Here is a 14,250-nt window from a genome sequence, read left to right on the forward strand (position 1 = left end):
GTCAAAAGAAGGTAACAATTCTAAAGAACTCTTCGACGCTTTCTCCCTTGTTCCCCTTTCCTTTCGTATTTCCTCCGACATTTCTCAAAAAGTTGTCTAAATATGAAAAAATCGGCTTCTGCAACAGAAGCCGATTCGCTTGATGACCCGTACGGGATTCGAACCCGTGTTACCGCCGTGAAAGGGCGGTGTCTTAACCGCTTGACCAACGGGCCGGATATATATGGTAGCGGCGGAGGGGATCGAACCCCCGACCTCACGGGTATGAACCGTACGCTCTAGCCAGCTGAGCTACACCGCCATATAGGTGCTTATAAGCACAAGTTATATAATACAAAGGTTTCTTCATCTCGTCAACAGAAACTTTAAAGTTTTAATTTTCTGACTATACGGACGCATACAAAAAAAGCACCCGCTGGGATAGACGGATGCTCCATGTATTTATAGAAAGCAGCAAGTTATCCTCTTCTTGCTCCGCGCCCTCCACGTTTTGATTCCGTGTTTCGTTTTAAAGATGATAAGCGGTCTTCGCTATCTTTAAGAAACTTGTTCATTTTCTGTTCAAAAGATTCTTTCGGACGGAAATCATTTCTAGGTCTGGCTTGCGGACGGTCTTTAGCTTTTTTAATTGATAAACCAATTTTCCCGTCTTTTTCAACGTTGATGACTTTCACTTCAACTTGATCGCCGACTTTTAAATGCTCGTTAATGTCTTTTACATAATTATCGGCTACCTCACTGATATGAACGAGACCGGTTGAGCCTCCAGGCAATTCAACAAATGCTCCGAAATTTGTAATACCTGTTATTTTCCCTTGCAACTTGCTGCCAACTTCAATCGACATAAAAAAAGTGCTCCTCCTTAGGCTTATAAAAAGATCGTTTGTTTAATTATACCTAAATAAAAATTTAAGTGTCAACAAGGCTACTTGCTCTTCTTTTCTACATTAAAGAGAATCTCACCATTTCCTGACATAAACAAGTCTCTTCTGGCAAGCTCTGTGACGTAATCCTCATCCTTTAATTTGGAAATTTCATCTTTTAAATCAGCCTGTTTCGCGTTCAATTTTTTCACTTGTTTTTCCAGCTGAGCTTTCTTTTCTTCGTTTGCGCTAAGGGAAGAGGTCTGTGACCACAGAGAACCCGCTAAGACAATAGCCGTCAACAACACAAGGGCGCCGAATACGATCAACCGTCTGAAAAGCCCTTTCCGCCTTCTTTTCATAAGCTGGGATTGCCGTTCAACCTGCTCTTTATAGTCGTTTTGAATTTCAGTTATTGTACGTTCTCTAGATAGATTCAAACCAGACGGTCCTCCTTTCACCTTTTCAAAATACGTATCATGGTCGATCTGATTGTTATGATTAGTTTCTTGCTCTTTTGTGAAAATCCTGCACTTTTTTGAAAATATCGTTTGAAAGTAAGACGCCATTTTTCAGGAAGAAGTTTCAATAATTGTTTCAACAGGAAGAACAGCGGATACAGCAAAAAAGCTACGATCTTAAAAAGACACTTCGCAAAAAAGGCACTCACCCGATAGGAGTATAAAGAAATAACTGTGATCAGCCCGATGAGCAGCTTAAAGAGCAGAAGCACCGGACGGAACAGCACGTGCTGAATGAGCTTTTTTGCGAATTGGTAAAGAGACACCGCAAGATGAATGGCAAATTTCAGTATTTTTATATACATTCGTTTAAACAGGCTTTGGTACGTCGCAATACCCAGTAAGACAGCCAAGAAAATGTATACCCTGAGTTCTCCTTCATTCACGTTGAGCAGCACATAGAAAAACATCAGACCTTGTACAATCCAAAAGAGAATGTCATGAATGAATAACAGCCATCTGGCCGTTTTGGCGCGGCTGACAAACAGCCTGTATGTATCAAGCGACGCTCCGAGCCAGGCGCCCATACCGGTCATTGCCAGCATCGTATAAAATTGGGTCGTCAGTGTCATTTAAACAACTTGCTAAAAAACCCTTTAGCTTTATCCCCTTGCTGCTCGTCTAAATATACAAGGTCAAACACCCTGCCTTTTATAGATACAATCCCTTTTTCCACATCAAGGTTTTTCATCTGCAGGTTCTCGCCTCTGACGGAAAGCATTCCCATAACTGTTTCCAGCAAAAACTCTTCGTTGTCAAAACTTTCTACATGCTTGACGCCCGAAATGTCTAAATGCTTTCTCCCTTTCATCGTTACATCATGCTGTTCCGGAACAGAAGAAGAACCTTTTTGCTCATAATATGAATTCATCTATTCAGCCCCCATATCCTCGATACTTTTAGCATTATTACTGCATTGTATGAGGCGGGAGCCTTGTTTAGAACAAGCCTATTCGCCGAGTTTTTCTTCTTTGACGATTGTATACATGCCCGCGGCTTCTTCTTTTTTCGTTGTTTCTTTCAATTCGTTTACCTTCACGGTGACAAGCTTCTGGCCGAAGCGGACCGTCAGTTCATCACCGGCTTTTACGTCTGAGCTGGCTTTCGCCTGATTCCCGTTAACGGTGATTCTCCCTTGATCGGCGACCTCTTTCGCCAATGTGCGGCGTTTAATTAATCTGGATACTTTTAAAAACTTATCAAGTCTCATATCAGAATCTCCTCTCCATTTCTTTTGCTTCATCCCACAATTTGTCCATTTCTTCAAGTGACATTGCGGTTAATTCAAGTCCCTTTGCTGCCGCTTCTTTCTCAATATAAGCAAAGCGTCTGCGAAATTTGTCATTTGTCATGGCGAGCGCTTCCTCAGGCTCAATTTTATAGTATCGGCCGATATTGACCAATGCAAATAAAACATCGCCGAATTCAGCTTTTAAGCTGATTTCATCTGCTGATTCGGCGGAAGCCTCAGCAGAAAATTCCTTCAGCTCTTCATTTACTTTATCCCATATATCCTGAATGTCATCCCAGTCAAAGCCGGTTTTCGCGGCTTTTTTCTGAAGCTTGGCCGCTTTTGCAAGAGAAGGCAGTGTTTTCGGCACGGCATCCAGCAATGAAGAGGATGTTGTTTGCTTTTCCGCCTTTTTGATTTCTTCCCAGTTGGCGACGACATCATGTTCATCCTGAACCTTAACATCCTTAAACACATGCGGGTGCCGTCTGACCATCTTCGCACTGATGTCTCTGATGACATCATCAATTGAGAAATACCCCTCGTCTTCTCCGATCTGGGCGTGCAGCATAACCTGAAGCATGACGTCCCCGAGTTCTTCTATCATGTGATCCGTGTCCTCTTCGTCAATGGCCTCAAGCAGTTCGTAGCATTCCTCAATCATATATTTCTTTAATGACTGGTGTGTCTGCTTTTGATCCCACGGACAGCCGTTCGGCCCGCGAAGCTCGCGAATAATACTTCGGAATGCAGAAAATTCCTGGTAAAGGAGTTCTTCTTTTTTAATCGGCGGAACATACACGCTTGTTAAGTTATTTATTTCTACATTGCGGTCAAGTTCAAACAAAGGCACCTTGGTCATCTTTTCTCCCTTGCTTCCGGCTGCCGTGACGATGACCACTTCATAGTCGTCAGGCAATTTCTCCATAAGCGTCAGCTTTACCTCAGAGGCCGTCATCTGGTCATAAACCTGGCAAATGATCAGGTGATGGCGGAGTTCGAGCTCATCCGGCGTCATTGTTTGCGCATCCGTAAATTGAAACCCTTCAATCGGATCAATTCGCAATGCATTAAAAGTGGCATCCAGAAAGCTTTGCCCTCCGGCAGTATGAACAGCTATCTGTTGTTCTTCCCGGCGTTCAAATAACAGCTGAACGGTTTTCTCAGCGACAAACGGATGCCCGGGTACAGCGTAGACGATATCCTCTTGCTTCGCTTTTTCAAACAGAATGTCCGCGATCTCTTCATAGACCGCTTCGAACTGATCATGTTTTTCATAAATATCATCAAAATACCGGATGTCCGCTTCCGTCTCTTGCTCTAATTCCGGAATCAAAGGGTGGTCTTTCGTTCTTATATATAAATGCTTCGCCTGAGTCAGCAGCTTATGTACGCCCACTGTCAACTGATCCATGTCTCCGGCGCCGAGGCCGACGACCGTAATGTTACCTGCCATGTTTTTCTCTCCTCTTTTTCAATTTGCTTAAAGCACTGCCGAAAGGAAGGCCGCTCAGCTCTTCGTCCGTGAAAATCTTCATTCTTATCATACAATAAATAAACAATAGCCCTCCGATGACTGACGCAGACAGACTCTCACATACAGCTCCGGCCCTGCTGACAGGAACAAATAACTGCCAAAGCTTCATATATACGAGCAGAAAGAAGACCATCAGCAGGCTGCACCAGCATAGACGGGCAATCACGCCGCCGATATTCGTCAGCCAGCCCTTCGACCAAATTCTCCGGAGATTCAGGCACGCAACTGCGGCAAATGCCAAGACGGTCGCCAGTGCCGCTCCTGTAATACCCCAGCCGGGGACCAGCCAAACATTCAGCACCCATTTCAGCGCCCCTCCCGCCAAAACGGATACGGCGGGGAAAACGGTATGTCCCGCTCCTTGCAGAATCGCGGCTGCCGTAAGCGCAATCGAGGCAAAAAAGATAGATAAGCTGAATATTTGTAAGGTCTGCGTCCCCTCACTGTTTTGGAAAAGCATGATATTCACCGGCTCTAAAATGCAAAAAAGCCCGGCTGATGCACCGATCCCTACCGCAAGGCAGAGCTTGACGGCTGATGTCGCTTTCTCTTTTATGATAAACGGCTTATTCTCATGCACCGCTTTTGAAATTGAAGGAACCAATGACGCGGCGATACTGACGGCAAACACGGTTCCCAGCTGAAGGAGCGGCTGTCCGCGGTCATATATGCCTTTCAGCTGTTTCGCGGCATGGCTCTCCGTCCCGTCTGAAAGCAGTGAATATAAGTTTAAGGCGTCTACAAGCTGAAGCAAAAGCATAAGTACACTGCTGATACAGATGGTGACTGAATAAAGCAGCAGCTTTTTTATAATGACGGCCGTTTCGATATGTCCGCCGTCCTTCTTTGTTTCTTCCCGCTTATACCAGAAAACAGCCAATACACAAAGGGCCGCCAAGCTTCCGGCAATTGATCCCGAGGCCGCCCCCGCACCTGCCGCGTATAATGAGCGGCCGCTTTTCAAAAGCCAGAAGGATAAACCGAGAAGCACCGCCACGCGAAGAAGCTGTTCCGTAATCTGGGATAAGGCTGACGGCATCATATCATGCACGCCTTGGAAATACCCCCTGAAAACCGCCGTAAACGGAAACAGTATGAAAGCGAACGCCGCGACCCTTATCAGCATCACAAGGCGGTCGTCACCCATAAAACCGGCCAACGGCGCCGCGCCGGCATACATGAGCGCAAACAGAACAAGTCCGGCCGCCGTGACATAAAGGGCGGAAATTTTCATTATTTTTTGTTTATGATCGCTATAATCGTTCATTAATTTAGAGATGATTACCGGAAAACCGGATGTTGACAGCATGACCGCGATCCCTAAAAACGGGTACACCTGCTGATAAATGTAAAATCCGACGTCACCGACAATATTCTGAAAAGGAACCCTGTACACGGCGCTTAATATCTTCGTCACGATGCCCGCAACGACGAGCACAAAAGCACCTTTCCATGCCGATTGCCGCTTGGCGCCAACTGAATCGTTCATCCAAAAGCTCCTTCCAGCCGCTAGAAAATTACGTCTATAAAACGAGCTTATTATATCACAATCCTAACGGCCGAACCGATAGAGAGCACATATGAATATGAAAAAGAACAGCACTTGTATAAGAGCTGCTCTTTCTCCGTTTTCTTATTTCAATAATGGTAATAAGACCTACTGCTCCATTTGTCTCGCCAAAAAACTGGCTGCCGTTTCTACCGCTTTATGTTCTACTTCTCCAAGTGCCTGTTCCTTGGAAAAGATGACCACGGCGCCGATAGGATCGCCATTTGCCACGATCGGGGCTATTGTATAGGAGCTCATATCTTCATCAATGTCATTAACAAGCTGCGCGGACTTCACGTCGTTTTCTACCACTGAGCTGCGCTGATCCATCGTTTTTTCGAGCAAATCGCTGATGGCTTTGTTCAGAAATTCTTTTTTCGAACTGCCTGAAACGGCAATATACGCGTCACGGTCGCAAATCAAGACGGAATGGCCGAGACTGTCATACAATGCATCTGCATATTCCTTCGCAAAATCGCCAAGCTCACTGATAGGAGAATATTTTTTCAATATAACTTCTCCGTCGCGGTCAACGAATATTTCAAGCGGGTCTCCTTCCCTGATTCGCAGTGTTCTCCGAATTTCTTTAGGAATGACGACCCGTCCTAGATCATCAATACGACGTACGATACCTGTAGCTTTCATCTCTCTGGTGCCTCTCTTTCATGTGATGATATTAGGGAAAGTACTAAAGCTCTTTACTTTATGTAGCTTCCGCCACTCGCTTGAAATTAGTATCCGTCACATCAAATGTAATATACACCAGAGAGTAACAATTTTTATGAGGACGCGATTGTTTCTTTCTTCACATCCTGAAGGCCTTTCAGCATGCCGAGCACGGTCTCCAGCCACTCTTCCGTTTTGCGGCCTTTCGTCTGTACTGAGATTTTCAGCTTTTTCCCTTCCATTCCCAGTCCGATCTGCCGGCCGTATTTATTGCCGAGTTCGAACAATTTCTGGCCGTCAATCTGTGCGCTGGCCTCTTCAGAAATGGTAAATCTGATCGCGTCTTTATCCTGCTTGATGAGTTCGACGCGTTCATATTTTCCATATACCTTCATCTCAGCAACCGTAAACAGCCATTCAACCTCTTTAGGGTAGCTGCCGAACCTGTCGATGATTTCATCTTGAAGCTCATTTTTCTCCTCAATTGTGGCGATCGACCTGAACCGTTTGTACATGTCGATTTTTTGCTTGCCGTCTTGTATATAGTTTTCAGGAATATACGCGTCTAGCTCGATATCGATTTCTGTCTCAAACTGTTCGCTTTTCGGAATATCGCCTTTCCGCTCTTCAATCGCTTCCTTGAGCATTTGCGAGTACAGGTCAAAACCGACTGAGTCGATAAAGCCGTGCTGCTGGGCGCCGAGAAGGTTCCCCGCTCCCCTGATCGTCAAGTCACGCATGGCGATTTTAAAGCCTGATCCCAGCTCGGTAAATTCTTTAATCGCCTGCAGCCGTTTTTCCGCCACCTCAGTGAGCACTTTGTCTCTGCGGTACGTAAAATACGCGTAAGCGACGCGGTTGGAACGGCCGACCCGTCCTCTCAGCTGATACAGCTGAGACAGCCCCATTTTGTCTCCGTCGAACACAATCAAGGTATTGACATTCGGTATATCTACGCCTGTCTCAATAATAGTCGTGCTGACAAGGACGTCTGATTCCCCTTCCAGAAAATTGAGCATGACGCTTTCCAATTCATTTTCAGTCATTTTTCCGTGGGCATATGCCACTTTCGCATCGGGAACAAGCATGGAAATTTCATCAGCCTTCCGCTCGATGTCATCCACGCGGTTGTACAAGAAATATACCTGTCCTCCGCGCGCCAGTTCTCTTTCGATGGCTTCCCGCACAAGCGCGCCGTTGTATTCCACGACATATGTCTGAACAGGGAAACGGTTTTCCGGCGGCGTTTCAATAACAGATAAGTCCCGCACACCGAGCATGGACATATGAAGCGTACGCGGTATCGGCGTCGCTGTAAGAGTCAGCACATCGACATTGGCTTTGATCTGTTTGATTTTTTCCTTATGCGTTACGCCAAAGCGCTGCTCTTCATCAATGATGAGCAAGCCGAGATCTTTATAGACGACGTCTTTAGATAAGAGCCTGTGGGTTCCGATTACGATGTCTACCGTTCCGTTTTTCAGGCCTTTAATCGTTTCATTGGATTCTTTTCTCGTTCTGAATCGGCTGAGAAGACCGATGTTAATCGGATAGTCCTGAAAACGCTCCATAATGGTTTCATAATGCTGCTGCGCGAGTATTGTCGTCGGCACAAGAAGCGCGACCTGCTTTCCGTCTGCGATCGCTTTAAAGGCCGCTCGGATGGCTACCTCCGTCTTCCCGTAACCGACATCACCGCAAAGCAAACGGTCCATCGGGCGCTCTCTTTCCATGTCCTTTTTAATCTCCTGAATGGAACGGAGCTGGTCCTCTGTTTCCTGATAAGGGAAAGCAGATTCGAACTGCCGCTGCATTTCATGATCCGGCGAGAACGCATAGCCTTTGCTTGCTTCCCGTTCCGCATAAAGCTTAATCAGATCATCGGCAATATCCTGAACGGAGTTTTCAACTTTTTTCTTCACCCGTTTCCATTCACTGCCGCCCAGTTTATAAAGCTTCGGTTCTTTCCCTTCAGAGCCGACGTACTTCTGCACCTGGTCGATTTGTTCTACAGGGACGTACAGCTTATCGCTGCCCTGATAATGAATGTTGAGGTAATCTTTATGAATGCCTTTGATTTCTAGTGTTTCGATCCCCAAATACTTACCGATCCCGTGGTTGACGTGGACGACATAGTCACCGACCTGAAGCTCGGAATAGCTTTTGATCCGTTCGGCATTTGTCAGCTTCTGCTTTCTCGGCTTTTTCTTAATTCGGTTTTTGAACAGCTCTTCCTCCGTAATGACGGCCAGCTTCATCAGCGGCAGTTCAAAACCGGATTGCAGCTCGCCTTCCATGACATAGACCTGTCCTTGCACAAGCGCTTTGGAGCTGTCCGTTTTTGCGGCTTCAATTTCGTAATCAGCCAGCACGGATGCCAATCTGTCGGTTCTGTCCTTATTCGCGCCTAAAAAGACGACGGTGAAGTTTGATTTCTTAAAGCGCTCCATTTCACCTGCAAGCACATTCATCTGCCCGTGAAAACTCTGCATCTGCCTGCTTGTCACATTCACGATATTCTGAGGGCTTGTATGCTGGACATGACGCAAAAATAATGAATAATAAATAGCCGGGCGCCGCTTTTCGCTCATAAGCTCCTGAAAGCTGAAGGATAAATGAATGTCGTGCAGAATTTTCCCTTCCTCGAGCAGACTTGTCGTAAATTCGGCCTCTTCTTTTTGCAGCTGATCCTCCATTTCATGAATGCGGCTGACCTCGTCTAACAGTAACAACGTGTCTGCCGGTGTATAATCTAGCAAACTAGCAGGCTTTTCGTAAAAGTACGAGAGATACTTCACAAGTTCCTGATCAGTCTGTCCCGTTGATAACCGTTCTTTATCATGTGAGATATTGATATGAAGCATTTCCTTTTGTTTGTCCTGCTTCAGCTTTTTCAGACTGTCGGCAAGCCCTTTATCGAGCCTTTCCATCGCACGGGCTTTTTCTTCCGCCCTGATGATCAATTCCTTCGCCGGTCCGATCGCCACATGTTTGAGCGTCTCAATTGATCTCTGGTCATCAGAATTGAAGCTTCTGATGGAATCGACCTCCGTATCAAACAGTTCAATTCGCACCGGATGCTCCGACGTCAGCGGATAAATGTCGATAATTCCGCCGCGAATACTGAATTCACCGGGTGCAGAAACCATATCGGAACGCTCATACCCCACCTCTACAAGGCGCGCGGACAGCTGATCCGGTTCTATTTCGTCTCCGAGTGAAATGACGAGCTGGCTGCTTTTCCACAGCTCCTTCGGCGGAAGCATTCTTCTCACTGCCGCAACGGGCGCCACAACGACCGGCGCTTCTCCGTTTGTTAATCTATTAATGACATCAAGCCGCTGAGCGCGCAGTTCAGGGCTCGCTACCGCAATTTCTGAAGAAATCAATTCATTCACGGGGTATAAAAAAACAGATTGATCCCCGAGAAGCGCCGTCAGATCTTCCGTCACTTTTTGGGCCTGATATAAATTATGGGTGATAAAGAAAATCGGCCTTTTCGTTTCCTGTGCAAGGGCGGAGGTAAAAACAGAACGCGCGGAACCTGACAGACCCGCAAGCAGCTGTTCCTTCAGCCCCTCATGTAAACCGTTGACAATGGATTTAAAATCATCGCTTTCTTTAATAAAGGTTTGAATGTTGTCCATATGGGCCCTCCTCTCTATTTTCTGCAAGAACAGAAAAACGCTTTGGTCTAGAATCTACACCAAAGCTTCTTATTGAATAAATGTGTTGTGTTCATGGTAGTGCGGATTGCGTTCCAGCGCCTCTTGGCAGTCTTCACAAATTGTAAGAACATGGACATCTCCATTGTCTTTATATGAAATCATATCGTTTCTTTCCTCATTTGTTAAGTGCTGAAATCCAAGTGACTGTGTCGGCACCGTCGAATATTCCAGGCTCCCTACCTTAAAGCCGCAGTGGCGGCAGAAATAATGCAAAGCCATACGTTGGACCTCCTGATGTGAAAAAATCATTTTTCCCTAGTATGGTCTCCCATTATTTATCTTATACATTTGCATTAAATTCGTTCATGACTTCTAAAAATGGTTTCGTTAAGGAAGCTTCGCAGGCTTTTACGGTTTTTGAGACGGCATCATTGATATGCGGCGCTTCTTCCTTCGTAAAAGCTCCCAGTACATAGTCAACGACTTTCATTCCGTTGACGGGGCGGCCGATTCCGATTCTGACCCGGTCAAATTCAGGGGTTCCGAGGTGCTGTATAAGCGATTTAATTCCGTTATGTCCGCCTGCGCTCCCCTTCGTCCGGAGCCTGATTTTTCCCGTCGGAAGATCAAGGTCATCGTATATGACTTTCAGATCTTCATGATCGGCATCATAATAATCCAGTAGCGGCCGCAAACATTCCCCTGATAAATTCATATATGTAAGCGGTTTAACAAGTAGAACTTTTTTTCCGGAAACAAACCCCATTCCGTAAAGTCCGTTGAATTTCGTTTTATTCAGTTCAATATTCCATTCTTTAGAAAGCTCGTCAATGGCCATAAAGCCGACATTATGTCTCGTGTTCTCGTAGGTTTTCCCGGGGTTACCGAGACCAGCAATCACAAGCATCGTAAATCCTCCCTCAACATCGCTGTAATTCTTCTCATTCTAGCACAAAAGACGTAACCTCGGGCGGGTTACGTCTTAAAGCGCTTATTGATTTTCTCCTTCGGGCTCTTCCCCAGGAGACGGTTCTGCATCTTCTTCGAATGCTTCCTGCTTAGGAGGAAGGATGGAAGCCACGACTTCTTCCGGATCGTTTGTAAATGTATAATTGCCGTCAGCAGTCAGATCTGCGATGGTCAGCACATCATTCATCTCAAGTCCTGAAATATCAACATTGATTGTCTGAGGGATGTCCTTCGGTCTGGCCTTAATCGAAAGCTCATGCAGCGGCTGCTGGATGACGCCTCCGTCTTTGACTCCCTTCGCCTCTCCCGTCAGCTGAATCGGCACCTCGGCCTCCAGCTCCTCACTCATATTCACGACTTGAAAATCGGCGTGCGTCAATTCGTTTTTGAGCGGGTCTGTCTGAAGATCAGTCACCATAACCGATTGCTGATTTCCGTTGACATCAATTGTGATAATCGTGTTTTTTCCTTCGTCCCGCAATGTTTTAAGCAATTCGACACTGTCTAAAGAGACAGGCGTATTCGTTGTTTCTTTACCGTATATAATCCCTGGAACATGTCCTGAATGACGGATTTTCCGAAGCGTCGAACGTTTAAAATCTGTTCTTTCATTTGCTTTTAAAGTTGCCATATTCAGCACCATCCTAATTATCGTTTTATCGTCCTATTAGAACAATACCCACAATAACTGGGATTTAAACCTTAAAGTTTCGGTTTAGCTGAATAAATAGCTGACAGATTGTTTCTCGTGAACGCGGATAATCGCTTCAGCCAGAAGCGGTCCGACAGAAAGCTGCTTAAAGCGGTCGATTTTTTTCTCATCAGGAAGCTTAATGCTGTTCGTTACGACAAGCTCCTTGATTTTAGAGTTATTGATCCGCTCAACGGCAGGGCCTGACAGTACAGGGTGCGTACAGCATGCATACACTTCTGCAGCTCCGTTTTCAACCAGCGCGTTAGCGGCAAGTGTGATTGTGCCGGCCGTATCAATAATATCATCGATCAGAATCGCTGTTTTACCTTCCACGTTACCGACGATATTCATCACTTCTACCTCATTCGGTCTAGGACGGCGTTTGTCGATAATCGCGATCGGCGCTTTCAGACGGTCCGCAAGTTTGCGGGCGCGCGTCACACCGCCGTGGTCAGGAGAAACAATGACGATATCTTTCAAGTCTTTACCTTCAAAGTAATGGCCTAAAATCGGAACACCCATTAAGTGGTCAATCGGAATATCAAAGAAACCTTGAATTTGCGGCGCGTGTAAATCAAGCGCGATCACGCGTGTCGCACCCGCTGTTTCAAGCAGGTTTGCAAAAAGTTTTGCCGTAATCGGTTCACGTGATCTTGCTTTTCTGTCCTGGCGCGCATAACCGTAGTACGGAATGACAATGTTGATTGTTTTCGCGGAAGCGCGCTTTAAAGCGTCAACCATAATCAGCAATTCCATAATGTGCTCATTAACCGGCGCACTTGTAGACTGAATGATATAGCAATCACAGCCGCGAATACTTTCTTCTATGTTGATCTGGACCTCTCCGTCACTGAATCTTGTAACAGAGCACTTTCCTAATTGAACCCCTACATTATCCGCGATTTCTTTTGCAAGTTCTGGATTTGAATTCAAAGAAAAAATCTTTAAATTCTTATCTCCGTATTCGTTAGACATGGTAAACCTCCGATTTTAGGATTATTTTTTATGAATGTTTTTCACATAATCTTCTTTATTTACTTGTCTTGCTCTGGCAATGGCAAGCGCTTCGCCCGGCACATCTTCAGTTACGGTTGAACCCGCAGCGACGTACGCGCCTTCTCCCACTGTAACAGGAGCGACCAGATTGGAGTTGCAGCCAATAAAGGCGCCGTCTTCAATTTTGGTTAAATACTTTTTCTTCCCATCATAATTGACCGTGATGGAGCCGCAGCCCAGATTCACATCCGTGCCCACTTCGGCATCACCGATATAGCTTAAATGAGATGCTTTGCTTCGGTCGCCGAATTGTGTTTTCTTGATTTCAACAAAGTTTCCGATCTTCACTTCATTGCCGATTGCGGAATCGGGTCTGATGTGAGCAAAAGGACCGATATTTACATCATTCCCAACTTTGCTGCGATTGACAACGGATTGTTTAATCACAGTGCGGCTGCCGATTGAGCTGTCCTCTATCTCAGTGTGAGGGCCGATGACACATTCATCGCCGATTTCAGCTTGTCCCTTTAACACAGTTCCGGGATAAATAACTGTATCTTGTCCGATACGTGCGTCAGGTGAGATGTACGTATTCATCGGATCGATTAAAGTGACTCCGTTCTGCATATGCCGTTTGTTAATACGCTCTTTCATATACATTTCAGCCTGAGAAAGAGCGACTCTATCATTCACTCCGAGCGTCTCTTGGAAGTTACCAGTCTGGTAAGCGGCAACAGTTTCGCCTTCGTCTTTGAGGATTTCGATCACATCCGGCAGATAATACTCGCCTTGGGCATTTTCATTCGAAACCTGTTCGATGACACGAAAAAGAGCCTCGTTATCAAAACAGTACGTTCCCGTGTTAATTTCTTTCACAAGACGTTCTTGCTCCGAAGCATCCTTGTGCTCCACGATTTTTTGAACGGCGCCGTCTTCACTGCGGATGATTCTTCCGTATCCGGCGGGATCGTCGGCAACGGCCGTTAACACCGTGGCTTTTGCACCTTTGTCTGTATGTTCATTCAGCATGGCTTCCATCGTCTCCGCCGTCAGAAGCGGTGTATCGCCGCAAATAACGATCGTGACACCCTTTTCTCCGTGAAGAAATGGTTTTGCCTGTTTGACCGCATGAGCCGTACCGAGCTGTTCTGCTTGGAGAGCGTAATCGCTTTTCTGTCCGAGCTGCTTCTTCACATCTTCGGCGCCGTGTCCTACGATGGTGACAAGCTTCGCTAAAGATAATTTCAGAGCTTCGTCTGCGACGTGCTCTACCATAGGCTTTCCGCATACCGGATGAAGGACCTTGTAAAGCTTCGATTTCATTCTCGTTCCTTTTCCGGCAGCTAAAATCACTGCAAACCGCTTATCCATTTAATGGCCTCCAATATCCCTTTTATCCATAGAAAAATATATCCTAAATAGCTGTTGATTTCAAGAAGACATCAAAAAGTGCAAGAATTTTCTATGTAATCGCTTTATTACTGAAAAATCAGATTTAAAAAAGGACTGCCGGAAAAGGCCTTGTGTCAGCCTTTATCAGCAGTCCTTACATTTTG

At 45.8% G+C, this 14,250-nt stretch carries 14 protein-coding genes and 2 tRNA genes; all 16 read right to left on the reverse strand.

Annotated elements, in window-relative coordinates:
- Positions 1-143 precede the first annotated feature (143 nt).
- Positions 144-215, reverse strand: a tRNA-Glu gene (locus AR442_RS02950).
- Positions 216-224: 9 nt separating this feature from the next.
- Positions 225-301: transfer RNA gene (locus AR442_RS02955), tRNA-Met, on the reverse strand.
- Positions 302-458: 157 nt separating this feature from the next.
- Complete coding sequence (locus AR442_RS02960; RefSeq protein WP_004264630.1) at positions 459-845, reverse strand: S1 domain-containing RNA-binding protein; 387 nt, start codon at positions 843-845, stop codon at positions 459-461.
- 80 nt (positions 846-925) lie between these two features.
- Positions 926-1,303 (reverse strand): cell division protein DivIC, encoded by a 378-nt coding sequence (divIC, locus tag AR442_RS02965; protein WP_014416730.1) that lies wholly within the window; start codon positions 1,301-1,303, stop codon positions 926-928.
- Positions 1,304-1,320: 17 nt separating this feature from the next.
- Positions 1,321-1,956 (reverse strand): spore cortex biosynthesis protein YabQ, encoded by a 636-nt coding sequence (gene yabQ / locus AR442_RS02970; protein WP_014416729.1) that lies wholly within the window; start codon positions 1,954-1,956, stop codon positions 1,321-1,323.
- On the reverse strand, positions 1,953-2,255 hold the full coding sequence (yabP, locus tag AR442_RS02975) for a sporulation protein YabP (RefSeq protein WP_004264638.1): 303 nt from the start codon (positions 2,253-2,255) through the stop codon (positions 1,953-1,955). The genes yabQ and yabP overlap by 4 nt, the downstream gene beginning before the upstream one ends.
- A 78-nt stretch (positions 2,256-2,333) precedes the next feature.
- Entirely contained in the window at positions 2,334-2,594 is a 261-nt protein-coding gene (locus AR442_RS02980) for an RNA-binding S4 domain-containing protein (protein WP_007409934.1), read from the reverse strand.
- Between the two features lies 1 nt (position 2,595).
- Entirely contained in the window at positions 2,596-4,071 is a 1,476-nt protein-coding gene (gene yabN, locus AR442_RS02985) for a bifunctional methyltransferase/pyrophosphohydrolase YabN (RefSeq protein WP_053285551.1), read from the reverse strand.
- A complete protein-coding gene (locus tag AR442_RS02990) occupies positions 4,061-5,641 on the reverse strand; it encodes a putative polysaccharide biosynthesis protein (RefSeq protein WP_014416727.1) in 1,581 nt (526 codons plus the stop codon). The genes yabN and AR442_RS02990 overlap by 11 nt, the downstream gene beginning before the upstream one ends.
- A 168-nt stretch (positions 5,642-5,809) precedes the next feature.
- The gene (gene spoVT / locus AR442_RS02995; protein WP_004264646.1) at positions 5,810-6,346 is read right to left on the reverse strand and encodes a stage V sporulation protein T; all 537 of its coding nucleotides are present in this window, start codon (positions 6,344-6,346) and stop codon (positions 5,810-5,812) included.
- Between the two features lie 134 nt (positions 6,347-6,480).
- On the reverse strand, positions 6,481-10,014 hold the full coding sequence (gene mfd / locus AR442_RS03000; protein ID WP_025650339.1) for a transcription-repair coupling factor: 3,534 nt from the start codon (positions 10,012-10,014) through the stop codon (positions 6,481-6,483).
- Between the two features lie 69 nt (positions 10,015-10,083).
- Positions 10,084-10,314: an anti-sigma-F factor Fin gene (gene fin / locus AR442_RS03005; protein WP_004264650.1), complete on the reverse strand. Its 231-nt coding sequence runs from the start codon at positions 10,312-10,314 to the stop codon at positions 10,084-10,086.
- Positions 10,315-10,375: 61 nt separating this feature from the next.
- A complete protein-coding gene (pth, locus tag AR442_RS03010; protein WP_004264652.1) occupies positions 10,376-10,942 on the reverse strand; it encodes an aminoacyl-tRNA hydrolase in 567 nt (188 codons plus the stop codon).
- Between the two features lie 84 nt (positions 10,943-11,026).
- Positions 11,027-11,635, reverse strand: coding sequence for a 50S ribosomal protein L25/general stress protein Ctc (locus AR442_RS03015; protein ID WP_014416724.1), 609 nt, complete (start codon positions 11,633-11,635; stop codon positions 11,027-11,029).
- A gap of 84 nt (positions 11,636-11,719) precedes the next feature.
- Positions 11,720-12,673, reverse strand: a complete 954-nt coding sequence (locus AR442_RS03020; protein WP_004264656.1) for a ribose-phosphate diphosphokinase — start codon at positions 12,671-12,673, stop codon at positions 11,720-11,722.
- A gap of 21 nt (positions 12,674-12,694) precedes the next feature.
- Complete coding sequence (glmU, locus tag AR442_RS03025) at positions 12,695-14,065, reverse strand: bifunctional UDP-N-acetylglucosamine diphosphorylase/glucosamine-1-phosphate N-acetyltransferase GlmU (RefSeq protein WP_004264658.1); 1,371 nt, start codon at positions 14,063-14,065, stop codon at positions 12,695-12,697.
- Positions 14,066-14,250: the final 185 nt, after the last annotated feature.

It is taken from the genome of Bacillus velezensis (genome assembly GCF_001461825.1).
GTDB classification, from domain to species: domain Bacteria; phylum Bacillota; class Bacilli; order Bacillales; family Bacillaceae; genus Bacillus; species Bacillus velezensis.

What these genes read in the sequence shown, in the direction of transcription:
- glmU (WP_004264658.1), bottom strand. Translation starts at nt 14,065, where the DNA reads ATGGATAAGCGGTTTGCAGTGATTTTAGCTGCCGGAAAAGGAACGAGA.
- yabN (WP_053285551.1), bottom strand. Translation starts at nt 4,071, where the DNA reads ATGGCAGGTAACATTACGGTCGTCGGCCTCGGCGCCGGAGACATGGAT.
- pth (WP_004264652.1), bottom strand. Translation starts at nt 10,942, where the DNA reads ATGCTTGTGATTGCTGGTCTCGGTAACCCCGGGAAAACCTACGAGAAC.
- yabP (WP_004264638.1), bottom strand. Translation starts at nt 2,255, where the DNA reads ATGAATTCATATTATGAGCAAAAAGGTTCTTCTTCTGTTCCGGAACAG.
- yabQ (WP_014416729.1), bottom strand. Translation starts at nt 1,956, where the DNA reads ATGACACTGACGACCCAATTTTATACGATGCTGGCAATGACCGGTATG.
- AR442_RS02990 (WP_014416727.1), bottom strand. Translation starts at nt 5,641, where the DNA reads ATGAACGATTCAGTTGGCGCCAAGCGGCAATCGGCATGGAAAGGTGCT.
- AR442_RS02980 (WP_007409934.1), bottom strand. Translation starts at nt 2,594, where the DNA reads ATGAGACTTGATAAGTTTTTAAAAGTATCCAGATTAATTAAACGCCGC.
- fin (WP_004264650.1), bottom strand. Translation starts at nt 10,314, where the DNA reads ATGGCTTTGCATTATTTCTGCCGCCACTGCGGCTTTAAGGTAGGGAGC.
- mfd (WP_025650339.1), bottom strand. Translation starts at nt 10,014, where the DNA reads ATGGACAACATTCAAACCTTTATTAAAGAAAGCGATGATTTTAAATCC.
- spoVT (WP_004264646.1), bottom strand. Translation starts at nt 6,346, where the DNA reads ATGAAAGCTACAGGTATCGTACGTCGTATTGATGATCTAGGACGGGTC.
- AR442_RS02960 (WP_004264630.1), bottom strand. Translation starts at nt 845, where the DNA reads ATGTCGATTGAAGTTGGCAGCAAGTTGCAAGGGAAAATAACAGGTATT.
- AR442_RS03015 (WP_014416724.1), bottom strand. Translation starts at nt 11,635, where the DNA reads ATGGCAACTTTAAAAGCAAATGAAAGAACAGATTTTAAACGTTCGACG.
- AR442_RS03020 (WP_004264656.1), bottom strand. Translation starts at nt 12,673, where the DNA reads ATGTCTAACGAATACGGAGATAAGAATTTAAAGATTTTTTCTTTGAAT.